Raw genomic sequence first — 25,307 nt, 5'->3', positions numbered from 1 at the left:
AATTTTAAAATATCTTAAACTGCCCAATATAATCTTATAATTTATTTCCATTTCAAGCATAACCAACCTCTACTAAAGTAACTCAAATTTAGGCCGATAACTTGCATTGTCACATATCATTGTTATGCTAGTTTTGTGCATAAGCAACTGTTTTAAATATATTAATCAGCTTTTTGCAATAATAAGTCGTTACTAAATATTATTATAAATTGAGTTATAAAATGTCTTTATCGCAATTCTCAGATCAGCTAATTCACGAGCAATTTAATTCTACTCAATATCAACTTTTACATAAAATTGGTGAAGGTGGCTTTGGTAAAGTATTCAAAGCAACCCAAATAAATACAGGTCAAACTGTTGCAATTAAATTCTTAGCAATCGAACCACATTGCGAAGAACAACAAAAACAACGTTACATTGAGCGATTCAAGCGTGAAACTTCACTGAGCAGCCAATTACAACACCCCAACATTGTTAGACTGTTAGACAAAGGTCAAGTAAACGATAACTTACTTTATGGTGTGTTTGAATTTGTTGAAGGGCTGTCACTGAGAGAACATTTAACTCAAGAAGGTGCCTTAAACGCAGTTGATGCCAAAGAAGTCATGTTGCAAGTGTTAGATGCCCTAATACATGCTCATCAAAATGGAATTATTCACAGAGATATCAAGCCAGCTAATATCATGCTGAGCAAAACAGGTGCTAAAACCCATGCCAAGATCCTCGACTTTGGTATTGGCACATTAACACAAGACAGCCGCCTGCCAGACTTCAACACGCTCACCATGACACAAGAAACACTTGGCACACCGTCATACAGTGCACCAGAGCAACTACGTGGAGAGCCAGCAACAACCAAAACCGATTTATACGTTTGGGGGTTAGTTTTCTTAGAGTGCCTAACAGGCTTACCTGCTATTTCAGGTTCAAGTGTTGCTGCTGTATACCACAAACAACTTAGCGATATGCAAGTATCAATACCTAGCTCACTACTTGGCCACCCAATTGCAGACTTATTACGCCGGATACTTGTAAAAAATGCCACCGAGCGCGTGATCACAGGTGACGCCCTTTACCAAGAAGTAAACCAAGTAAATATGTCAAACTTGGTTGGTGTACTTGCTGATTACAAAGTACAACAAGCTGACGATGATACTATGGTTATGCGTGGCGACGGTCCAACGGGCTCGTCAATGCAAAACTATACCGCGCATATTGAACGCAAACAGATCACGGTACTGGCCATTCGTCTAACCAGTAAAATAATAAATAATAACGACCTAGACTTAGACGTTGTTGATACCCTATTTAAATCACAACGCAACCACTGTATTGATATCGCAACTCGATATGGCGCAACCCATGTTGGTAACCTTGCTGACTCTATTTTATTTTATTTTGGTTACCCTCTCACTTCAGATAACGACACGCGCTTATGTGCCCGAACCATTCTTGACGCCATCAGTGACTTAGCTAAGCGTAATGCGCTTGTTCAAGAGTCGCACTGTGTACAAATTAATATTCATGCAGGTATTCACACTGGTATCTTTACCACTTATGCCAACTCAATGCCCGAGGGGCACATCGCCAATGCAGCCATGTCGCTCGCCCGCGAAGCTGGTGAACGACAAGTTTTATGTAGTGCTGAAGCGCGCGCAATTTTAGAACCATACTCTGAATTTGAACATTTTGGCGAGCTACAGTTAGGTTCAACTTTTAATAAAGAGCAAGTGTTTAATCTTAACGGCGAACGCCGTGTTGAAGCATTTGGCTTTATGCGTGGTACGCGAAATAACCATGAGTTGATTGGTCGAAATCAAGAGCTTGAAACCACCCTTTCTGTCATCAAAAAAGAAAATACTGACAGCCGTTTAACCCATATACATGGTGAAGCGGGTATTGGTAAATCACGTTTACTGCAAGAGATAAGAGCCAACGCGGCGCAATATCAGCATCTTGTCGCTCAGTGCTTACCAGAGCACCAAAATAATGCGCTTTATCCTATTCTAAATCTAGTTAGATATTTATATAACACCACTCATTTAAGTAGCGAAAAAGCCATCACTTTGTTTTCTGAAGTGTTGACTCAACATGACGAAAACATTGACTTAGAGCAAGCACTGCCAATCTTATTAATTTGGCTCAATATCGAGTTAAATGAAGAGCTAACAGCTTCAACACTGGCACCTGATGCACAAAAAGCCTTGTTATTTAGCAGCCTGACAGCACTATTAATGAGCCAAAAGTTCAGCATAAGTGAGTATAAACTTTATATTGTTGAAGACATTCACTGGGCAGACTCTACAACTTTAGAATTTATTCAACACTTTGGTGCAGCTATAAGAACAGGTGACGTACTCATCAGCACATCGCGCCAAAAAGTACCGACCCAACTACAAGACCTAACTCTGCTCGAAGTTAATCTTAAGAAGCTTACTGAGCAAGCCACTGAAGACTTTATTGTTAAGTTATTTGATGAACAAGCCGTATCTCGTAATGTACTCGACGTACTCATAAACCGTACTGATGGTATACCGCTATTTATCGAAGAACTCGTCGGCATGCTTAAACAAAAAGCATTAGTCGGTGTAATTGATGGCGAAATTAACTTTGCCAGCCCAGACAAACTCGAGCAAGTACCGAGTAGTTTACGAGAGTCGTTACAACAAAAACTCGACGGTTTAGTACACGCCAAAGAAACTGCGCAACTTGCCGCAACCATAGGTCGAGAATTTGAATATGAGCTATTAGTCGCTGCATCGTCTTTAAGTGAAAACCAAATTCAGAATGATTTAAACGAACTGATTGCCAATGATTTAATTGTTCAGCAACGACACGTGAATAATGACAGCTATATCTTTAAGCACGCATTGGTAAGAGATGCTGCTTATGAGAGCATGTCGGTTAATTCTCAGAAACTAAATCATTCAACAATTGCAAGGCTATATACCACTGAGAGAGCAGATCTAATCAGTTCAAGGCCTATTGAATTCGTTAATCACTTACTTCGTTCTGATCAATACAATAAAGCTCAAAAAACTACTTTAGAACTCTCAAATATTCATTGGTCAGCTGGTAGATTTCCTATATCCCTCTCATTATTAGAGTTTACGACGAATTTTTATAGAGATAATCAGCCACTAATAAATAAAGAAGAGTTAATAGCGCTCATTCTAAGATTAAATATGAATCTTATGGCTATCTCAGGCTTTGCCTCGCCAAAATTAAGAGAAAACATAAAGTTACTAGAAAAACTGAATGAGAAAACTGATAAGACTTTCATTGACGAAAGCACTTACTTTTCTGTAGTTCTTGTAAATATAGTCTTAGCAGATTATGACGCTGCTTTAAATTCTATAAACAGAATAAACAAAAGTAATTTAATTTGCCCAGAGCAATTCCAAGCGATTTATCATTTTGTAAACGCATTAGCTTATCAAGGTGTGCATAACTTTGAGTCTTCAAAAGCTGAATATGACAGAGCATTAAATGCTTACAATGATGATTTTCTTGAATATTACGCACAATATATTCCTTACAATCTACTTTCGGGAATAAACAGTTACAGATCTCAAATATCTGCTATAGAAGGCGATATCGAGGAATTTGAACATTATAGGCATACAGCATTAATCGCATGTCATGATAAGAATGACTTTAATACCCTAGTTCATTACAAAGCAATGGCTGCCCAGAGTTACTACTTTTTGAAAGACTATGATGCTATGCACCAAATTGCTCTAGAGTCATCTGAGCTGGCAAAAGAAAAAAACATTGTGAATTGGCTTGCTCTATCAGAGTTCTTGGTTAGTTGGTATGAAATAGTCATAAACAAATATGAAAATAAATTTGAACATTTACTGAGTGCATTCGAGAACTGGAAGGTTACAGGAGCAAATTCCCATAACGCTTGGTTTTTAGCCCTTATCGCTGAAGCATACAAAGTAATTGGCAACCACATTAAAGCAAAGGAGTTTGCTCAAAAATGTCTATTAAGTTTTGAGCAATACGATGAACAGTTTTTCTCATCTGACATTACAAGAATAATAAAGGAAATTCATGCGTAACTTGAAATATTTAACGTCTTTGATACTTGCTTTACCAGTAGTTACCTATGCAAATCAAGCGGTTGACCTTACGTTTCCGGAACAGTTTTACAATATTCCTACCAATATTGTCTGTGATAATCAAAATCCTTTTATCCCGAAGGTTAAACTAAATTCACCTGACTTAACTGTTGATCTGATTGGCAGGTTGAGTGAAAAAGACCAACTTGAAAGTGCATCAAATTTTAATGCATGGAGACTATTCCTAGGTGTTAATGCAGATGTAAACAACCCCAAAGCATTGCAAACTAATAATAACTACACACCAAGGTGGGGAACTTGGATCTCGGGTTTTAATAAAGATAAAGTACAAGCTGATGATATAGACTTTAGTGTAAATGCACTCAAAATGTATCAAGCCAAAAAACCATATTGTGGTATTGAATTAACTGATGTAATCAATAAATTCAAAGATAACTTTAATGGTAAACAACCATTTAAAGAATATAATGGCATAAACTTGCCTACTAATTTTTGTGATAGTTTTTCGTATACCGCTGATGGTGAAAAAGCCTTGTTTAATGATTCATATGATTCTATTGGCATGTACGTAGCGGGTATCACAAGTAAAGTTGAAATGCTGTGGCCTGATTTAATTAAACAACAAAAGCCTTCAAGTAATGACAACTGGCAGTGTAGTGAAGATTGTATTGATTCTAAATTAAATCTAAAGCATTCATTTTTAAATGACTCGATTGATGGCAGCTTTATTATTGATAAGAACAATAGTGAAATATATTATGAAGTTCGCTATAACCCTATAATTATGCAAAGTTATGCCACCCAAATAATGTCAGATGAAGAGTCCCCAGGCTTCAAATCTAAGTTTTTCTTTCCACAGGGCTCCTGCAACACAGAAGAACCACAAAAGAACGTTTTTCCTTCCATTGTCATTAAATACGCATGGAAAACGATGCAAGCAACTGACATTCAATCAGATTTTTTTGTAATGAAAGGTGTTACAGTTCCCAACAAAACTCAGCCCGTAGATCTTGGGTTGGTTGCAATGCATATTACAACAAAAGAAAATGGTTTTACGACATGGCGCTGGGCAACGTTTGAGCATAATAGCTTAATCAACGAATCTGATTCTAATAATGAAGACTCGCTATTTTATTCGACTAAAGACGCCCCAGCTGGAATGCTAGAAAATAGTTATGGGATCACAACCAATAATATTGAGAAAGTCGATTTTAGTCATGTTATTTCACCAAAACTAACGCGATTAAACGAAATAAATGCTGCAACTAAAAAGATCAATACTTTCATGCAGCAACAACTGTCTAAAAAACGCTCTATCTTTGCAAACTACCAGCTTGTAGGAACACAGTATTATGAGTTAGAAAAACACGCTAGTAAGTATGTCAACAAACCCAACTACAGCAAATTAATAAATAAAGATCTGAGAAATTTAATACTCGAGGCTTATATTACTAACCAGTTGACAGATCCAGCGTGCAAAATAGCAAAAACGACACAAATTGAAAAAATAGTAGAGAAGCAAAAAGTTTTTTATCAATGTGCAAATAACTTAAATACAACACTGATTGGTTGTATGTCTTGTCACAATTCGTATGAAGAATCAGACGGTAAAGGGCCCGTTGACTCTATTTTTTCAATCAAGGAATTCAAAAACAAAATCATTTCAACTAAATAAGGATAAAAATATGTCTAATACCAATACTCCTAGTGATGCTAACAACCTTTTTTGGTTTTTATCTCGTGTACTTAATGACGAAGAGTTCAAAGACAAGTTTAACCAAGCCCCTGATCAGTTTTTAAAACTTGCTGGTTTAAACGATGAGCAACGTGCTGATTTAGAAGAGATTTATAATATAATTTACAAAAGCAAAGAAAGCGGAACTGAATTACCAGAAGAAAAGTTAGCACTATCTTGGCAAAAGCTTATCGATGACAACGAAGCTGCTTACGTAGAATATCTAACCAAAAACTTTACTTGGTAATTTATGTATTTTAGTGCTTTTAGTAATACGCTAAGATCTTTAGTTGCTGATGATTTCAATTGGGAAAATTATCAATCACTTGAGAATCGCTTCCCTAAGTGCGACATACGATATTTAGAAGTAAATCTAAATGCACACACAATGCCAGACATAAGTCTGGCATTTAATTGTGTTGATTTAGAAAAAAATATTGCGATAGTTCCAGAGCAACTCACATCGAGATATAGGGACTTACTTAATCTACCTATAACAATAAGGCCCGCTTTTCTTTGGGTTGAAATCGACAAGTTTTCATTTGAAAAACTGGGATTGCACGCAAGCTTGAACGCTCGCTCACCTTTTTTCAAACTTGATAAGAATATCGAATATCGAACAGCCATAAAATATGAATCTTTGTTGAGTAACACAACTACTCCGAGCAAATTTGTTGAAAGCTTTTATAAAAACCGTTCAAAAAATGAAAGTATTGAACATATTTCATGTTTGCACCGAGATGGAAAAGCAACACTTAAATACCATGTTTTATTAGAGCTTGATTCCTTAGAAGACAGATTAAAACAATATGAATGGCCTGGAGAACATTCAAAACTCCTAAAGGTTATTTCTCATTTAAGTGCAGTATCAACTATTTCAAAAGCACACTTTGATATTTCAGTAAGGGAGAATTTTCTGCTTGAAAAGCTGGGAATTTACCTTTCAATGAAATTAGTAGAGATAGATGAATACACTAAATTAGTGAGTGAAATAATTAAAAGTTATTGCCCGGATAAATTGGATCTCCTTCCTAATTTAATCGAAGAACTAAAATACAGTAACTTTAATAAGTATTGGTTAGATGTAAAAGTCGTAATTGAGGAAGATATCACTGTAAAACTCTATTTCGGGGAGTCAACATCAAAAAATGATTAAATTTACTCTATATGAGTGCACTTAATCTTTATTTTTTAGTGGCCTCTGTTCTAATATTTTTAGTTTAGCATTGATATTGATGGCAGCACTTACATTCCCTTAGTGTTAATTTTACGTAAATTCATTCTTTGTCCATAATTCAACTTTACAATGAAGTCTGGCTTAAATCATAAAGGATTCAACAATGCGTCGTTACGTACATACATTGGTTGCAGGTGCCTTACTTACAGCGTTGTCTGGCTGTGGATTTGGTGACAATGATGACCATGAAATCGATTTTACCCCACCTAAAGAAGAAGTAAGTGAAGGAGATGTTGGCACTGAAGAACCTCAGTCAAACATTGCCATTACAGAAATTTCAACCGGCCCATTAGATGTACTAGAACCAAACAGTACATTTAGAACTTACTACGATGTGCATGTAAAAGGCTTCGACGACATTGACGTTGATGTGCACTTTTATTTAGTGCATGCCGCTGAACTAGATGAGTCTGGTGAAACTGAAGTTGAAATCGACGAAGTACACAAAGTTGGTGCATTAGAACTGGTTAGCGTTCGTGAAGGTGATCACACCTTTGATATCGACATTACTGTACCTAACGACTTAATTGGTGGTCACTACCATGTAGTTGCGCAAATTGACCCACACGATGATCATGCCGAAGATTTAGAAGATGATAACCACCCTTCTGTTGATCACGAACCATTCTCTGAAGGCGACTTTCCGTTCGCTGATATTCAAGTACGTGTACTTGAAAACCACGATTACAAATTACTTGGTGCTGAGTTTGGTCAAGAAGCATTAATCTTAGACGTACCTGATACCCAAGATGGAACAAGCCACCACCACTCAGATTTAGTCGGTTTTATTGAAGCTGACTATGAAGGCGTTGATTTAGGTGACTCGGTTATCACTGCTGAAGTCATGGTAAACGGTAACTGGGTACCAACGCATTTTTGGAATGCTGAAACGCAAGGTTATGAAGATCAAATCTTACATACTTTCACAGCGGGTCTTCACGATGAACACATTGGCTTTGATATCGCGTTAGATGATGAGCTATTAAAGACCATTCATGATGGTTATGACGCTGCACAAGAACAAAACCTACAAGTGCGTTTCACTTTAACTGATACAGGCACTAATGCCGAAACAATCACTGACAATAACGTAATTGAAGCTGAAATCCCGCTTTATTTCTTCAGTGGTGACGAAGATGTAAGTCAAGAGGAAGGCGTTGCACAACGTGGTGGTCCACAATATTCCGTTGGTTTAGCTAACATCAAATTAGAAAAGTCATTTGATAAATCTTACGGTAACAAGTCTAAGTTCAGCGTAGGCGTTGACCTAAATGGCCAATTATTCATTGTCCCAACTGGCGATATTGGTGGCCGAGTAACAGGTGAAGGTACTGTTGAAGCTTACTTCTTTAACGCGAAAAATACGCTATTTAGCATCTCTTATGACGGCAGTGCTTATGTAAGTGGGTTTAACACAGGTTACGCGTCAGAGATGATAATCTTTAACAACGTTGTATTTGAAGATGAGAAGTACACGGCTAAATATGAAAAGTCGTGGGAGAAAAAGTGGGAAGAGAATAAAGTATTAGCACAAGCACGCTTTACTATTGGCCCTGTTCCTATGAGTGTTGAAGCGGGTGTGAATGGTAGCCTTGGCTTCGAATTAACGGTTGGCTATAACGCTGAACTATATGCTGAAGGTGACTTATTCCATGTTGACTTTGGTGCATTTGGTCGTGGCGGTATTGACTTAGCTCTGGTTTCTGCGGGTGTTCAAGCAATACTAACTCTAATCGACAATACTTTCGCTCTAGAGTCTAATGCTGGCTTTGCGTTAGTAAGCTCAGGTAATAAGAACCCACATATCTATTATGGTATTGAGCTTAAAAATGACTTAGACGTTATCTCTGGTAAGTTTGGCTTATACGCTAAAACTGTCGGTGTTAAATGGTGTAAGAAATGGGGTATTCCTTACCCGTGTGGTAAGAAAGAAACCAAATATGACCTATGGTTATACCAAACTAAGAGTGTTTACAATAAATCTTGGACACTTTACTCAAAAGAGGACGAAATCGAATTATGATAAGTTCGTTTCGTAAATCTTTGCTTGCCACGCCAGTTTTGGCGCTGGCAAGCGCACAAGCTTATGCCCAATGTCAGACACAGTTTAATTTCGACATTAAAACTTATACGTCTTTTGACTACAGTAAACTCAACAGTGCTGCGCAAACTACACAAGTAGACTTGCAAGGTGTGCTATCTGTTAAGCCTGCAGTTAAAGGAGAAGACAAAAATTGGTGGGCAGTTAAAGCCGACCAAGTAAAAATTGTTCAGGGTATTACTCAAGTCCCTGCGCCTAGTTATCAAACAGCTTTTGCCTTTAAACTTAACGAGCATGGTCTGATCAGCGACTTTCATTTCACTGATAGGCTAGATGACCAAACTCAGCAAAAGCTAAAAGGTTTAGCATATTACTTACAATATCAGACTAGATTAGCTGATATAAAACCAGAGCAAGATACGCTGGGAACTTACAAAGCTGATTATAAGCTAACTGATAGCAAAATCAGTTTTACTAAAACGCGATACGAATTAGATAAAGATGTGGCACTTAATTCTTTCAATCAAGTAGACATCTTACATTCAGAGCACACCGTTGAGCCATCAAGCTGCTTTATGACTCTACGAGAAGGTAGCGAAGAGCTAGATTTAGTCGGTCAAGATTTAACGTTTCATTCAAAGCAGCGTTATTTAATTACCCAGTTAAAAACGCCTGTAGCGACTGATTTATTTAATATGCATGTCGACTTAGAGCAATGGCAGACACAAGCTATTGAGCTGACTGAAGATGAAAAAGCACGCTTAGCTGCCGAACTGAAAGCATTTTTAACGCAGCAAGATATTACTCAAATCGACGCATATACATTGTCGTTATTACTAAAAAAATACGACGCAGTTTTAGGCACGTTACGAGATGTGTTTGTTACGCAATTATTGAGCGACAATGCGCAAATGCGTTTATTTAATGCATTAGGCCAGCTCGATACCGAAGCGAGCCAACTACTGTTAAGCAATTTATTGGTTGATACCGAAAAGCTACCTGTAACGCAATTTAGAGCACTACGAGCTCTAACTCAGGGTGAAACTGCACTGACACAACAAGCGACCGATACTTTGTTATTGTTGCTCAACGATGGCTTTTTAAGTCTTGATAGTGAAGTGCAATCAAGCTTTTATATGACGCTGGGTATTTTACTTAATAACCGTGCTGACTCGCCGGCTGCCCAGCAATTAGCCCAAGCGATTACTGAGCAAATCACTTTAGGTGAAAATGAAGCTAAAACTGCTGATTTGATTACCGCTTTAGGTAATAGCAGAGATGAGCAGCATGTTGCGCTTATCGAGGAGCATCTAACTGATGTAAGCCCTCGAATTGAGAAAGCGTCTATCAGAGCATTGGGCATGATGCAAAGCGAAGAAGCATACAGCAACCTCGAAAAGCATTTTAGCAAACATTCAGGCCGCAATACCAAAGCCCTTGTCACAGCACTCGGTAATTACCAAATGCAGCCTAAAACCAGTGATTCGGTGCTAAACATTGCTGTAAATGATGACGATGACAATGTTAGGTACGCAGCAATCAATGCATTGGCAAAGCAAGAAAATCAAAAAGGCATTAAACAAACGCTTAGAATGGCTTTAAAAACTGAAAAATCTAAACGTAACTTTAAAGCAATCATTAAGCTACTGCACAAAAAAGACTAAAAAAGGCGCTAAGGCGCCCTTTTTTAATCTTTTATATTCAGCCGGTACCCACATTTATTTTTTGCATGTAATCCGCGAGTATTTTTGATTCTGGGCCTTTTGTACATAAAACATCAAAAACACCTTTTTGGTCGTTTGCACTTCTTTGCTGCCCGAGTTTTAGCTTACCCTCAATGCTTAATACCTCGACTTCTATACCTAAAATCGCTCGAGACAAACGTGTGTTAAATTCATGATTGTATATCTCGGTTTGGTTAAATAAGCCGGCTTCGTATTTTTCAACTGTTTTATTCACAACATTCAATGTCTCATATTCGTCTAAAAGTTTTACTCTGCCTTTTACGTGCACCGCTGCGTAATTCCAAGTCGGCACAGCTGGGCCTTGCTTATACCAGGTCGGTGAGATATAAGCATGAGGACCTGAGAAGATAATCATCACTTCTTGCTCATCAAGGGTTTTCCAATGCTTATTGGCTCTGGCTAAATGCGTAAATAGTTTAAACTCCCCTTTTGAGTTTTGATCCACAATAAAAGGTAAGTGTGAGGCATTCAGACAGGGAGAAATTACACAAGCAAAACCAAATGCTTCTATAAACTCAATAGCAAGATGACTGGGCATTTGTTGATTTTTAGGTATGTACATAGCTCGACTCCAAATTGACGTGTTAACAAGCTTACCCAAGTCTGGCCCTATGGTATTCAACCAAAAAACAAATTATAACTAGACCAGATATATTTAATAATCTGGATTAATAAACTGAATAAGTACCATGCGCTTAGCGTGAGTAAGGGGATAACGCTAACGTTAAGTCTGAAATAAAAAAGGCCCAGTATGTTCATGACATACTGGGCCTTGCTTCTGGGGGGTTAGTTCACAAAGTTAAAGTTTTTTTATCGACAACCTGGTGTGTTGTAATCAACCACAATTGAAGCTCCTTTGGCGTTACCCGATACTTTCAGGTAGCCCCAATATTGGCTTTGGTTGTTGATATAAATACACTCACCATTGCCGCTATTGGTAGAAGAAGCATCTACATTTGTGCTGGTAGGCCAGCCTTGGTTGCTATATTCAAGGCTTAAATCGCCCGAGCCATTGGCGGTTGTGATTGCGATACTGTTTTGGGCGCTTACATCTTCTAAGCTTAACCAGATTGTGTCTTGCTCAGCCAAACATCTCACTTGACCGTCATATAAACGACCACCTGTTACAGGACCACTTGTCGCACACGCATCTGGTACATTGAAGCCTGAACCCGCGTTGAAGCTCGCCATAATCGACGTATTAAAGCTGTTGTAACCATAAACCATCACATGATAGGTCCCAGCTTGAACATTACTGATTTCACATATTTCATCATTGCCACCAATATAAGGACGACAGTCATAATCAGACATGGTTGGCTCTGCACCAAACTTCACGTACAGATCGGCATCTCCAGTACCACCGTTTAAAGCAAAGTTTAGATTACTTGCACCTGCAGGTACCACAAACGTGAATTTCAATACGCTGTCTTGCGCGCCAGAAATGGCCTTTGATTCACCATTTTTCAATTGGTTGGTCGGCGTCGTATCACCTAAAATAGTTGCTGTTGTTGACTCAGTTCTGCTCGCACCTTCTGTATCAGTAGCAGTGAGTGTCACTGTATATTCACCTGCCTGCGCATAGCTATGTGCAGGGTTCGCTTCAGAGCTTGATGTGCCATCACCAAAGTTCCATGTATAACTTGCAATGCTGCTTTCTTTATCAAATGAGCCTTGGCTAGAGAAGTTAATTAGCTCAGCTTTGTTCGCCGTATAAGGGCCGTTAATCGCCACGACTGGCGCCTCATTCACTGTACCGCCGCCATTGGCTAGTTGCTGTGTCCATTGGGTAAATTCAGCATCGTAATCAACTGCCCAATTGTTCAAACGTGCTTTATACGCCGCCCAATCACCTGTGCGTGTTGAGTTAAGCATCAACTTTACTTCATCTAAATGACGCTCAAACATAAAGCGAACAGCCAAATAGCCCCAACGATAAATACGGTCTTGATCAAAGCCATCATAGGTGGTGTTAAAGATTGTACCTAACGTGTAAGTTGAGCCATCTTTAATGGTATCAATTGCTGCTTGGTTGTTATCTTCATTGGCAATATATTCAGCAACGCCTTCACTCCACCATACAATGGCCTCTGTTGGTGCATTAAAGTCACCATACAAATCGAATCGTCCATCAAGGTAATGTACATATTCATGCTCTAAGTTCCACACATAGTGATCAGGGTTCGCATAACTGGCTTCGTACGCAATAAAGTTTGGCACATTACCTGGTTTCGAAGGATCGCCCTCTAAATACATGCCGCCATTATTAGTGTTGATGCCGAAAATTGGTCCCCCATATTTGCCGTAGTCAGTGCTTGAATCAAAAATATTGACTTGCAATTGAGCATTATTGTCATCAGCTACAGGGATATTATTAGTATCTAGCTTGGTATGAAAATAGCCTTCTTCATAACCCATTTTGCTACACGCGGCTTGATGCTGAGCCGTTGTCATATTCTGTGAGCGAATTTTAATTGTGCTACTACAAATATAAGTTTGCGAAAGAACTTGGTTTTCTAACTGTTCGCCGTAATTACAAATGCCATAGTCATTACAATTACCGTAATAACTGGCCGTATCAGCTGCACCTAACCAAGCTACATCACCAAAGCCGACCATTTCATAACGACTGAAAATGTCTTTAAGCCCTGCATCAACTGAACTCTGAATGGCTGTATCTGAATATTTTTTAAGGCGGCCTAATTCTCGTGCTGCATTAGCCAACATAAACTCAGCGCTTGAATCAATCATATAATTGCTGGTTGAAAATTTTCTTAGCGCTGCAACAAGGTCGGTTTGAGTACCAATTTTTGCTTTAAATTCGTTGTTCCATTGACCACGGAAAAGTAGAGTAAATACATTATTTACTGCATTTCGCATATTCCACTTTGTTGCATAACTCTCGTTCCAACGATTAAGCCACTGTGTAATGATTGGTAAATATACGTCTTGCTGTTCTGAGCTGTCCATTGTAATGATGACTTCAGATAAGGTCTGACCATGCGCATCATTGTCGTCGTAGAAGTGGCTGTTATTTGCAAAGGCATCAATCGCGCCTTTTACTGCTGGCGTGACCCAAGTCGCGAATGTGACTTGATCGTTATAAAACTCTGCAAAATAACCCGCTCGCAAGAACAAGAACATGGCTTCAATATTTGCATCACCACCACCTTGATAGTTTTGGCTTAGAGTTTTTACGTGATTTGCCACTGCATACATATTGTTCGAGTCAAATGCAGCTGCTTGAATATTACTCGATGCTGAGAATAATTCGTTTACACATTGCACACCTTGAGACTTAATTTCATTGATTAAAGTCGTACTATTAGTGGTTGCCAATGCATTAACATTACACACTGCCGCTGCCTGTACATTCGCCATTGAGAATGCACTCATTTGTATCATGACTGGTTGTTCAGCATAGTGAGATTCTGCCGTAGGCGCATTTTCAACAGGTGTTTCATTTTCTACACCATGGTGATGATGGTGGTGATTATGATGGTGTTCAGTGCTGATGGTATTTGTTTGCTGCATTTGCGGTGCTGTCATTGCAAATGCAGTTATGCCATAAAATGAGCCAGCTACCAGTACTGCAAGTTTTTTTATTTTCATTTCTCTTCCTTACTTGTTGTTTTTTATTTGAACAAATCGCTCAAACGCCAAACATTAAAGCAGCACATTAACAAGAATGCAATATATTGTATGCAATTTATACTTATAAGAACAATATATTTACAATATATGTGGTTTTTTAATTTATCTCGATAGGCTTTTAATTAGTTGGAAAACATAGATAAAAAGAGGCTGTGCCTCTTTTATAACGCTTGCTGAAAATTTAAATCTCGTTTAGCAAAGTTGTGAATCAGTGCAAAGACCTGTTGTCACACACCATCCACGGGAGGTAGTGACGCCACCAGCTACTTAAGGAGTGGCTGCTAGACCAAGCTGTTTATCTGCTAAAGGTTGTTGAAGTGTTTTAAGGTTTTTCTTTTTAAGTGAAAGTTTCATCGTTCTTCTCCTTAGATAGTAGATGAAACATTAAGTTAACATTCAGATGCAAAAAGCAACAGAAGACAATTAGATTGAATAAATATCAAACACCTTAAAAACTATCCAGAATTGAATGTGCAGTTGCGCTCTATCAGGCTTTTAGTAATTTAATCTCTATTTTTAAACCACCTAATTCACTATGAGAGGCGTTAATTTCACCGCCGTGCGCTTCAACCACTTTTTCACAAATAGATAACCCGAGTCCAGACCCGCCTAAATCACGACTTCGGGACTTGTCACAGCGGAATAAGCGTTCAAATAAATGGGGTAAATCTTGGTCAGATACACCCGGGCTTGAATCTGAGAATGATAGGATCACAGCCTCTTCTGTTTCTGAAAGTGCAAAACAAACCTCGCCAGGCTTATCTGTATAGTGGATAGAATTTCGACTCAGATTGGCAACCACTTGATGTAACCTTGCCGAGTCTATTTCAAGTAATACCTTATCGATAGGTGACTTTTTCACTTCAAGATGTAAATCATGGTCGCAAAGCACATCTTCGATTTGCCCTGCTAAGTCATCGAATAACTCACTCGCATCATGCGTTTCTAAATTTAAGTTAAATGTACCTGTATCAGCCTGAGCAAGCTCATAAATATCTGAAATAAGTAAGTTTAAATTATCAAGTCTTTGATTTAGTATTTTGTAAGTGGCTTGAGGGTCTGATACTAGGTTATGCTCCAGCGCCTCCAAATGAAGCTTTAAAACTGCAAGCGGCGTTCGTAATTCGTGAGACACATCAGCAAGCAGTTGCTTTTTAAGCTCTAAGGCTTGATTTAAATGCTTAGCTTCTTGCTCTAGCCTAGCCCGGCGCTGACGGGTAAAAACCAAAACAAACAAAATGATAAACAACAACACAGCAACAATAGAGAAGCCAATATACCGCGTAAGTGTTTGCTCCGCTTTCAATAAGGCCTGCTCTGCTCTTGCTTGCTTTAACTCGAGCTGGCCAGTTACATATTCTGATTCAGATGCTAAAACGAGGGTTTTCAGACTTCCCTGCTCTTTCATCTTATTTTTGTAGGCCAAGTGCATTTGGTTTTGTGCTTCAAATGCGCCTTCTAAATCACCTTTCCCTTGTAATGCTTGCGCTAGAAAACTGTAATGTTTCGCTATGTCTTTATTTTTGAGTGGCTCAGTTATTAAAAGCTGTCGGTGTGCCTGCTCATACAATGCATTCTGCAAATAGGTATCAATCAATAGATAACTTGCTCTTGCGTAAGCATTTACATTTTTAGTTATATCCAACTGCGTAATAATTGTTTCAAGTGTGTCTTGGGCTATTTGAAGTTTACCTTCGCGTAGATACATTTCACTGATATAAGTTTGCGTATCTAAAACAGCAAGAGGGATATCTAGCTCAGCCAAAATAGCTAAAGACAGCTTAAAATGTTCAGCAGCTCGTCCAAATTGTTTTAGCGCGACTTTCTGCTCGCCCATCCTTCTTAGCGTGACAGCTTGATCTTGTTTACCATTAAGTCGTTTATCTATGTCCTGGACTTTATTGAAATAATCGTAACTTTTTGCATGTTCCCCAAGCGCAGCATAACTTTCAGCTAGCCCCCAAAACGTGTCGTTCATCCAAAACTCTTGAGACTTTTGCGGCAAATATGGAATTTTCTGCAGTTGCTGTAACTGGATCTCTAGTGACTTTTCAATTAAGTCTAAACTGGTGTAAATAGCACTTTTCTGCCGTGCAACCGCCATTTCAAGTTGCACATTTTCCGCTTTAACAGCCGCCTCAAATGAAGCATCTAACGCGATCACAGCATCGGAGTATTTATTTAACTGTTGATAAGCATGAGCCAAAAACCGATTAGAATGAGATGATAAAGTATGTAATTCAGCTTGTTCAAAGAAGTTCGAAGCAGCAATTAAGTAAGGTATTGCCTCGAAGTGATTACCCCGGGTGATCGCCATATTACCGCGAGAGAGGTTCAACTTACCTGAGTACTCTAAGCTTTCAAATGACTCAAGTAAGGTTTCTAATCTCGCTAAATAAGTGACTGTTTGTTCAAAACACCCTTCTCGGATGCACACAAGCCCTGCTCTATGAAGCACATATGCGGTTTGCATTTGTGTCAACTGTCTAGTTTTAAGCAAATCATCCGCTTTTTTGAGCAAAACCTGTCGCTCTTCAGATGACTTCAAGCTTTCTGCTTGCACTTTAAATTCATCAAATTCAACGTTAACAGAGCCGATAGCTGCCACACTAAAAAGTGCAAAAAACACAAAAACAAAAATTATCATACACTAGATTAAACACTTGATTAACAACTAGAAGAAAGTCTAGTGCGTAATGCGAAACGATTCCAACTAAAGTCTAATTCAACTACAGTCTAATTCAACCGCACACGAATGAGTCATATAGACTCACACCAAGCAAAGTCAAAATGACTCCAATCTTATAAAAATAAAAGTTAAAACCATTAATATCAACAAGATAAAAGTTGGCATCAATGTTGATTTATATAACTCGTCGCGTTTAATTAAGAGTAAGCTTTATGCAATCTAAAGTCCTATCAGAGCAACCCCTTTATCAATACTGCTTAAAATTCGGCAGTCGTGCCATGGTGATTTTGTTATTGCTGACGGTCAGCTCGCTCATTATTAGCTTTTCAATCGCTGAACACTTCTCTTTACCAGTTCAGGTTGCTAGCCATATCGCAACAATCATTTTTAGCGCGTTATTCAAAATAGCTTATGTGGTTCGCTGTATCGGCGCTTATCACTTAGGTCACACTAGTTTTTAATCTTGAGGAAAGTCATGTTAACCAAACAGCACATAGATATAGTTAAAAGTACGTCTGTCATTATTGAACAAGGTGGCAGTGCCATCACAGAGCATTTCTATAATCGTATGTTTAGAGAGAACCCTGAACTTAAACACATTTTCAACATGAGTAACCAGCATACAGGTCGTCAAAAGGTCGCGTTATTTGAAGCTATACTGGCCTATGCAAAAAACATAGATAACTTGAGTGCATTAAAAAGTGCGGTAGAGCGCATTGCAAACAAACACACTAGCTTTCACATTCAAGCGCATCACTATGACATTGTTGGTCTGCATTTAATTGAGACATTTAGGGAATTATTAGGCGCAGACTTTACAACAGAAATAGAAGACGCTTGGACCACTGCTTATGGCGTACTCGCTGGTATCTTTATCAATAAAGAAAACTCAATTTATGCTGAAAACGCCAATAAACTTGGAGGTTGGCAAGGCAAACGTGCATTTAGACTCGCCAGTAAAACGCCTGAATCAAAATTGGTTACCAGTTTTGTGTTTATTCCTGTCGATGAACAAGCGGTTGCAGACTTTAAACCCGGCCAATACTTAGGTATTGAAATCAGCAATGAACAATTTGAACATACTGAAATACGTCAATACTCGTTATCAGATAAACCTAATGGACGCAGCTATCGCATCTCGGTAAAGCGAGAGTTGGGTGAGCATAATGGTATTGTTTCAAACTTCCTGCACGATCATTTAAATGTTGGTGATGTTGTTGACTTACATGCCCCCGTTGGAGATTTCTATTTTACAGATAAACAATCTCCGGTTGTGCTTATTTCTGCTGGAGTTGGCATCACACCAATGCAATCTATGCTTGAATTTAAGTCCGATATTAAATACCCGCATCCTGTGACATTCTTACATGCCTGTGAAAACCAAGAACAACATTCGTTTGCACTGCAAACTGCAACTTTATGTGAGCAAAACCAATGGTCGCACCATACTTGGTTAAGAGAAACGAAACAGTCTCAATTACTGGAAAATCAATCAACTGGCTTGATTGATTTTTCGCAAATCGAACTGCCAAAGCAAACAGGTCACTTTTATCTCTGTGGGCCGATTGGATTTATGAAATTTGCTAAAACCGAATTAGAAAACCTAGGTGTTTGCAGTAGTCGAATTCACTACGAGGTATTCGGCCCGCACGCACAACTTTAACTTTTCCCCATTCTAACAACGCAACCGAATTGATCACACATGTTACTTCGGTTGCCTCTAGCCTCTAGCCTCTAACTAATACTATTTGCTCATTTTAAATGACTATACTAGTACTTTTTTGCAAACCCTGATATTAATACTACTACTTTAGTAATTTAAAAAAACAGACTAATACTTTTTAAGTATTCCCAAGGATGTAACTGGGTCAGTTTTCCAAAACTTTGGGGTGCAATATGCATTTATTCGAACCTGATACAACCAATACATCAAATGGTGCTCGTCCTCTGGTATTTTACGTCATCATCACATGCGTTCTTTTTCTCATTACTTTTTTTAGCTTTCCTTCAAAAGCAATCACCTTGATGTCTGGTTAGTTAGATAAGCATTTGAAGTCATATAACTATGGCAGCAAAGCCGATGACCGCTGGGTGATGCCATCAGCTCAAGAACAACACACGTTCGAGCAAATGTTTGATGCCTTTTATCAACAAAACTGGCCGCTTGCAGAAGAATATGCCCAACAAATTGATTACCTAGTTATTCAATTTTCAGATGTAGTTACGGGTAATACTTACTACTTATTGCAAGAGAAAAACCAATTGCCAAGTGCCTATTTTAAAGGTGGTGGTACTTATGTGCTTAACCCAAATGGCTTAAATGCGGTACTTCAAGCACCTCACCCAAAGCGCGACTCTTTCACAGGTACGCAATCAATTGACGCTTTCTTACACACACAGAGCAAGTTACTAATGCTTGCAGGGACACGCCGTGACAGCAGTCATGATATCAGCGAATGCACAGGCACAAATTACTCTGCAAGCGACGTTGCGCACCAAACCGAGTCATATTTTCAAGTCGCCCACAAACAAGCTAGCAACTACGATGACACGACCCTATTTATTCAATATCACGGTTTTGGCTCTACCACTCGTGCCAAATTACAATCTCAATGTGGTACCGATAACGATCTCATGCTTAATTTAAGTGAGGGTGTGCGTTATGCAACCAATGACGATGAACACAGTATTATGCAACTGCTCAGAAAAAACGTCGAAGCGGGTGGCAAAATTAAAGCCTGTGTTTATGGTAACGATACTAAAAGCCTGGGTGGTACGTGGAATGTGCAAGGTCGCCATTCAAATGGCTCTGTTGATAGTTGCCATAAAAGCGCAGATGCTTCTGCAAAACGCTTTATTCACCTAGAGCAAAGCTATGGTGTCAGAAAATATCACCGTGACGCAATGGCTGAACACTTAAAACAAGCATTGACTCAGTACTTTCAATAAACTTTTATTTGAAGAAGATCCCCCAAACAAAACGGCGAGCTAGTACTCGCCGTTTTTATTATTGATGCCTTCTTGCTAATTCCTGTTTAATATATAGGTAAATTAAATTTAAAGTATTAGCTTTATTTTCAAGCTTACAGAAACCAGCTATACCATACGCAAGGATCATAAGTGGATTTAGTGTTACAAGAACAACAACAAAATACTATCGAGCAAGCAAAATCACTCCTGAAAAAAGGTTGTTATAAACAGGCAAAACTATTTTGCGAAAGTAATTGGGGACCTATTAATTCATGGATAAAAGAAGAGCAACTAAGAATATCTAGCACAATATATGCTCATTTAGGCGGAGATCGTAACTCAGATGCTATTACCCTAAGGCTCTATCGTAGTCATAAGTCTTCACCTAAAGTATTGTTCGACTATTGGTATTATAAGCTTAACAACTTTGGCAGCATATTAGCCCAAGAGTTATTTGATAAAACTAAAGCTTTAATCATTAATACAGAATACACCGAAGACGTAATTGCTTTTGAAGCAATTTTAAAGGCCCAGTTTAATGATTTTGACCGAGCAGAAGAGCTTCTTTCCAATGCTCAAACACAATCAGACAATAAAATTTGGTTTGAGACCATCAGAATCCGAAATCTTATTTCACAAGATAACTTTGAGGCTGCATTTGACTTAGCTTCGGAGCTATATGAGTCCTCTCCTAGGATCAGTACTCTACGTGCTTATTTCAATGCTAAACAACAGGTGAAAGGGCTAAGGCAAGCTACCTCTTTTCTATTAAATGAATTACCTAAGTACGAATCTGCGAGTCTTTGGCTTGAGTGTGCAAGCTCCTTGGCGGATTTGTTGGATTGGGAAAACTGTAACTATGCTTTATCACAATATGAATCTTTGAAGTTTGATGATGACAAACAATCGCGAAAAACGTTCAATGTATTGAAGGGGCAATGCCTCTTAAATCAAGGAAAACTAGCTGAGGGGAAGGCACTTCTTGAAAAGAGTAAACTTTTTTATTGGCAAAAAGTATGTGAGAACATTGATAGTTTTGATGATATCACCTCAAAAATAAACTCAGCAATTAAAAAACTTGACGTTCCATTTATCAAGCAAAAACACCTCACTTGTGCACCCACATCAATGTCTGCTATATGCCACTTTTATGGTATACCGATTGACTCTCAAGCTATAGCAGATGAAATCTGTTTTGATGGAACGCATAGCACTAAAGAAAGGCAATGGTTAAGAAACAATGGCTTTGATTTTGTCGAGTTTGAATTAGAAAAATCTATTTTAGTAAACTTAATAGATTGTAATATTCCGTTTGCACTCGTCACTACAGATGGCTTTAATGCTCACATGCAAGTCGTAATGGGTTATAACTTACGACACGGTACTATGTTTATCATGGATCCTAGTAGTACCGCAATGCAAGAGATGCTCATACAAGAAACCATAGAAAAAGAAGTATTTAATGGCGCAAGGTGCATAGCATTTGTTCCAAATGAAAAGAAAGATTCTCTTAGCTTCATTCAAACTACATGTAGTCACTTATTTCCAATCTATGACAAGTATGAACTAGCCAAAATTGCAAACAATACAGATGAGATGCTGAGTGCTGTTGATGAAATGAGTGCTTTATCTAACGATCATCGACTCACTTTAGTTGCCAAAAGAAGCCTTGCTTGTTTTTATAACGATCTTTTGGAAATCCAGAAAACAACAGAGCAATTATTAGAGATTGCACCTCATGAGACAGTTCTACTTAACTCAAAATATTACTATATCCGTGACTTACAAAGTCGTCAGGAGGCCATTAATTGGCTTAGTAGCAATTTAAAAGATCAGTTTAATCTGACTTTAAGTGAAGTTTTATTTAATGAACTCAGCAAAACAAATGAACAGCCAATCCTGTTAGCAGAACAACTCAAAATACTTAAACGATATGGTTATAAAAGCCCTTCAGTATTTAACACGCTTGGCCAATATTATTGGCAAAAGCAGGCATTCCAAAAAGCCAATGATTGCTTTTTTATTAGCCATAATATGGATGATACCGATACTGAATATGTTGAAAGCTATTTCAAAACAGCCAATATTTTAGGAAAATCGCAACTAGCCATTGAGTGGCTGCAAAAAAGAGTCAATAAGTATCAGTCACAATCCCCTTTGCCATCAATCTCTCTATATAGATCCATGTGTACATTAAATAGAGAACAAGAAGGTATTAAAGTACTAAAATCATCTTTGATACTACACCCCAGTGACACCCAGCTTATAAGTACTTTAGCTAACGCCTTGGCAGATATAGGTGATTTAGAATCTCTAAGAAAATTGCTTAATAACAAAAAAGAATTTCTTTCAAAAACCGTATACCTAAATTTAAAAGCACGACTTTATGAAATGCAAGGGCTATTAGAAAAAGCATCTTCTTGCTTTAAAGAAATCTTTATTGATACACCATTATTGTTTTCTGCCGCCAATAACTATTTCAGAAGCTTAAATAAACTAGGAAGACAAGAAAAGTTAAACTCTGAGCTAGAGTTACTCATATCAAAATATTCAGAGGTTCCTGATGTTTACTTTTACTTAACTGATTGGCACTCAAGTCCATCCTATCTGAAACTTCAATTGGAACGAATTTTATTAAAGAGACCAGAAAACTGGCATTTAAGAAAGACTTTAATTAATACTCTTGTTGAGTTAAATGACTATAAAGAAGCCCTTGAGCAAGCAAAAACAGCAAATGATATGTTAAACGGCTCTTATCAAGAAGCGCAGCTTGCTAGATGTTATTTCTTTAATGAAGACTTTCCTAGTGCTATCCAGCTTGCAAAAAAGGTGCTTACGAAAGATGTAGACAATGAAACAGCACTTTGGATATTAGATGTCACAGCAACCAGTATCGAATTAAAAGAAGAACATCTAGACTTTGTTAAAAGTGAGCTTTCAAATCAACACTCTATGGAAACGGGTATCTGGCACTATTGGAATGAAGCCCAAAATATCGCAGCCAAATGTGATTTAGAAGACTTTATTAATACTTTACTTAATGACTATTCGAACGACTGGTCTACCTACTGTATTGCTAGCCAGTTCTATAGTAAATTCAATGATGCAGACAAAGCATTTGAAGTTTTAAATCTTGGTCAATTAAAGCTACCTCTTGTTCCTCGACTTTACACTGAACAAGCTGATTTAGAATTAGCTGAAGGAAATATTGACGCTGCAATCGAGAGTAACATTAAAGCGCTTTCAATCAACCCAGCTTGGGATAGGGTGTCAAAAAATTTAGCAGATTTATATGAAAAACAAGGCAAAATTGAACTCGCCTTTGAAGTAATAAAAAATGGTCTTAAGCATAATGGACAAGATGGGATCCTCCATGGTTTCTATGCTGACTACGCTTACAAACTAGGCTTTACAGAAGATGCGCACAGTCACCTAATTACGGCTATCAGACTTCATACTAACTATACTTGGGCATGGGGAATGCTCAAGAAAACATCTGTAGAGCTTGGGTATCATGATCGTTTGGCTGAGCTCGCATCAGAATTGATCCAATCTCAGCCTCATATTGCTGCAAGTTGGCGTTTTGCAGCTTATGCTACTAATCAAATCTCTGAAAAAGAAAATTATTTGAAGCAAGGTTTAGAACATGATCCAATGAATGAAGAAAGTCTTAAGCAGCTAGCGGACTTATTAACAAACAATGGACGATTCAACGACGCAATCAAGTTACTTGAAAGTACCCCTTGGGGAGAGCAATTACCTCTCACTTTAGCTGAATCTAAAGCTGACTTTTTAGCTCAAACAGGAAAACAAGAGCTTGCTGCACAGACACTTTGGAACGCAATAAAAAACCAAGCTGATCATAACAAAACTTGGCAAAGGATTTATGAACTGTATCGTAGTTTTTTAACTTTAGATAAAAGCTATGAGCACAAAATAATCAAAGCAGCTAATAGACAAATAGAATTAAACCCTCACTCGCCTGAGCATTTATGTGTTGCTGCCGAGCAAATATTAGAGTTTGGTGATGCAAGCAAGGCCACAACCCTATTAGAAAGAGCTTATAAATTAGCTCCAAGCGATGAATACATTGTGCTTACTTATATTGATAGATTAATTGATTTATCAGAATTTGAAGTCGCATTACATTGCCTTGAAAACTACGAACAGTTCTCAATTGTCAGCTTTGCTCTGGCAAGAAAAGTAAATGTCCTTTGTCAACTAGGTCAAATTGAATATGCGAGAAAAACATTCGAACAATTAACCAATACTGACTGTGAGATGTATGGCACTATCCAACACGCCTTTAATGCTTTGAGTAAACATACTGATAAACTTCAGCTCATCGATGTATTAGAATCATCATTGACCCAATGCTCTCAAATGCAAGCTTATTTCTGGGCTGACAAATTTATCGAGTCTTACCCTTCTAAAGTAGTGGATACACTTTTAGAAAAAATGCAAAAAATCAGCTCTGATAAGATTTGGTCTGGCGCATTTTGTGGTTTAGTTGATTATTGGCAAGACAAAAACACTGTGCCAGACATCAAACTTATCGAACTGCACAAACATAGAATACATCAAGACGGTACATTAATTGGTCGTATTATAGATTTATATATGCAGCGCCAACACTATTATAATGTTGCTGCACTTATGAATGACTTATCCGATCGCAGTATCGTCCCAATGTCCTGTTTATATCAATATGCTATTTGTTTGTTAATGCTTGGCAAACATGCAGATGCCACGATCATATTAGAAGAAGCCAAAGATACAACTCCTGATCATACACTTCACAATCTACTTGTTTGGCAGCACGCAATGGAATGGATAAATACAAAGAAAATTTACCCGGAAGAATTTAACTTTATTGATAAAAATGAGCTTATAGAATCTGAGCTTCACATTCTTAAATGCTTAGAGCTCATGTCTTCTTTATATCAATTCGCTGGAACTCCTTATATTGGAGATGTTCAAAATGACTTAAAGCGACTCAAAAAGAGCTATAAAAAAGTAAAAGGCCTAGCTTCTAACGATTTTATACATCAATCGTTTTTAGAGGGAATAAAGCAACTCATACATACGAATAGTTTTTTCGATAGATTAAAACTTGCTTGGCTTACGTTTTAAATAAATAAGATGTTC

At 38.0% G+C, this 25,307-nt stretch carries 13 protein-coding genes; 10 read left to right on the top strand and 3 right to left on the bottom strand.

What is annotated here, in order from left to right:
- Positions 1-221 precede the first annotated feature (221 nt).
- The 6 genes from CWB72_RS14795 to CWB72_RS14770 all read left to right on the top strand — a co-directional run bounded on the left by CWB72_RS14795 (position 222) and on the right by CWB72_RS14770 (position 10,765).
- Positions 222-4,067, top strand: a complete 3,846-nt coding sequence (locus tag CWB72_RS14795) for a TOMM system kinase/cyclase fusion protein (protein ID WP_138632907.1) — start codon at positions 222-224, stop codon at positions 4,065-4,067.
- Positions 4,060-5,763, top strand: a complete 1,704-nt coding sequence (locus CWB72_RS14790) for a hypothetical protein (RefSeq protein ID WP_138632904.1) — start codon at positions 4,060-4,062, stop codon at positions 5,761-5,763. Before CWB72_RS14795 ends, CWB72_RS14790 begins: the two co-directional genes overlap by 8 nt.
- A gap of 10 nt (positions 5,764-5,773) precedes the next feature.
- Positions 5,774-6,070: a hypothetical protein gene (locus tag CWB72_RS14785; protein WP_138632901.1), complete on the top strand. Its 297-nt coding sequence runs from the start codon at positions 5,774-5,776 to the stop codon at positions 6,068-6,070.
- Between the two features lie 3 nt (positions 6,071-6,073).
- On the top strand, positions 6,074-6,979 hold the full coding sequence (locus CWB72_RS14780) for a hypothetical protein (RefSeq protein WP_138632898.1): 906 nt from the start codon (positions 6,074-6,076) through the stop codon (positions 6,977-6,979).
- A 184-nt stretch (positions 6,980-7,163) separates the two neighbouring features.
- Positions 7,164-9,083 (top strand): hypothetical protein, encoded by a 1,920-nt coding sequence (locus tag CWB72_RS14775; protein WP_138632895.1) that lies wholly within the window; start codon positions 7,164-7,166, stop codon positions 9,081-9,083.
- Positions 9,080-10,765 (top strand): HEAT repeat domain-containing protein, encoded by a 1,686-nt coding sequence (locus CWB72_RS14770; protein ID WP_138632893.1) that lies wholly within the window; start codon positions 9,080-9,082, stop codon positions 10,763-10,765. Before CWB72_RS14775 ends, CWB72_RS14770 begins: the two co-directional genes overlap by 4 nt.
- Before the next feature lie 37 nt (positions 10,766-10,802).
- On the opposite strand, the gene CWB72_RS14765 is transcribed toward CWB72_RS14770, so the two are convergent.
- From CWB72_RS14765 to CWB72_RS14755, 3 genes are all read right to left on the bottom strand, one after another.
- The gene (locus CWB72_RS14765; RefSeq protein ID WP_138632890.1) at positions 10,803-11,408 is read right to left on the bottom strand and encodes an FMN-binding negative transcriptional regulator; all 606 of its coding nucleotides are present in this window, start codon (positions 11,406-11,408) and stop codon (positions 10,803-10,805) included.
- Between the two features lie 248 nt (positions 11,409-11,656).
- Positions 11,657-14,458: a collagenase gene (locus CWB72_RS14760; protein ID WP_138632887.1), complete on the bottom strand. Its 2,802-nt coding sequence runs from the start codon at positions 14,456-14,458 to the stop codon at positions 11,657-11,659.
- Between the two features lie 529 nt (positions 14,459-14,987).
- The gene (locus CWB72_RS14755) at positions 14,988-17,147 is read right to left on the bottom strand and encodes a sensor histidine kinase (protein ID WP_138632884.1); all 2,160 of its coding nucleotides are present in this window, start codon (positions 17,145-17,147) and stop codon (positions 14,988-14,990) included.
- Positions 17,148-17,401: 254 nt separating this feature from the next.
- On the opposite strand from CWB72_RS14755, the gene CWB72_RS14750 reads away from it, so the two are divergent.
- The 4 genes from CWB72_RS14750 (at position 17,402) to CWB72_RS14735 (ending at position 25,292) form a co-directional block, all read left to right on the top strand.
- Positions 17,402-17,650 carry a hypothetical protein gene (locus CWB72_RS14750; protein ID WP_252371571.1) on the top strand — a complete coding sequence of 83 codons (249 nt, stop codon included), beginning with the start codon at positions 17,402-17,404 and terminating at the stop codon, positions 17,648-17,650.
- A 14-nt stretch (positions 17,651-17,664) separates the two neighbouring features.
- Positions 17,665-18,852 carry an NO-inducible flavohemoprotein gene (gene hmpA, locus CWB72_RS14745; protein WP_138632881.1) on the top strand — a complete coding sequence of 396 codons (1,188 nt, stop codon included), beginning with the start codon at positions 17,665-17,667 and terminating at the stop codon, positions 18,850-18,852.
- Between the two features lie 386 nt (positions 18,853-19,238).
- Complete coding sequence (locus CWB72_RS14740; RefSeq protein WP_138632878.1) at positions 19,239-20,138, top strand: hypothetical protein; 900 nt, start codon at positions 19,239-19,241, stop codon at positions 20,136-20,138.
- 171 nt (positions 20,139-20,309) lie between these two features.
- Positions 20,310-25,292 (top strand): C39 family peptidase, encoded by a 4,983-nt coding sequence (locus tag CWB72_RS14735; protein ID WP_138632875.1) that lies wholly within the window; start codon positions 20,310-20,312, stop codon positions 25,290-25,292.
- Positions 25,293-25,307 lie beyond the last annotated feature (15 nt).

The sequence above is a fragment of the Pseudoalteromonas phenolica genome (assembly GCF_005886345.1).
GTDB lineage: Bacteria > Pseudomonadota > Gammaproteobacteria > Enterobacterales > Alteromonadaceae > Pseudoalteromonas > Pseudoalteromonas phenolica_A.
The sequence above is the reverse complement of the archived record's forward strand: the minus strand, read 5'-3'. Positions and strand labels throughout refer to the sequence as shown.

Coding starts and splice junctions, on each gene's coding strand:
- CWB72_RS14780 (WP_138632898.1), top strand. CDS start 6,074: ATGTATTTTAGTGCTTTTAGTAATACGCTAAGATCTTTAGTTGCTGAT.
- CWB72_RS14795 (WP_138632907.1), top strand. CDS start 222: ATGTCTTTATCGCAATTCTCAGATCAGCTAATTCACGAGCAATTTAAT.
- CWB72_RS14785 (WP_138632901.1), top strand. CDS start 5,774: ATGTCTAATACCAATACTCCTAGTGATGCTAACAACCTTTTTTGGTTT.
- CWB72_RS14790 (WP_138632904.1), top strand. CDS start 4,060: ATGCGTAACTTGAAATATTTAACGTCTTTGATACTTGCTTTACCAGTA.
- CWB72_RS14750 (WP_252371571.1), top strand. CDS start 17,402: ATGCAATCTAAAGTCCTATCAGAGCAACCCCTTTATCAATACTGCTTA.
- CWB72_RS14775 (WP_138632895.1), top strand. CDS start 7,164: ATGCGTCGTTACGTACATACATTGGTTGCAGGTGCCTTACTTACAGCG.
- CWB72_RS14755 (WP_138632884.1), bottom strand. CDS start 17,147: ATGATAATTTTTGTTTTTGTGTTTTTTGCACTTTTTAGTGTGGCAGCT.
- hmpA (WP_138632881.1), top strand. CDS start 17,665: ATGTTAACCAAACAGCACATAGATATAGTTAAAAGTACGTCTGTCATT.
- CWB72_RS14765 (WP_138632890.1), bottom strand. CDS start 11,408: ATGTACATACCTAAAAATCAACAAATGCCCAGTCATCTTGCTATTGAG.
- CWB72_RS14760 (WP_138632887.1), bottom strand. CDS start 14,458: ATGAAAATAAAAAAACTTGCAGTACTGGTAGCTGGCTCATTTTATGGC.
- CWB72_RS14770 (WP_138632893.1), top strand. CDS start 9,080: ATGATAAGTTCGTTTCGTAAATCTTTGCTTGCCACGCCAGTTTTGGCG.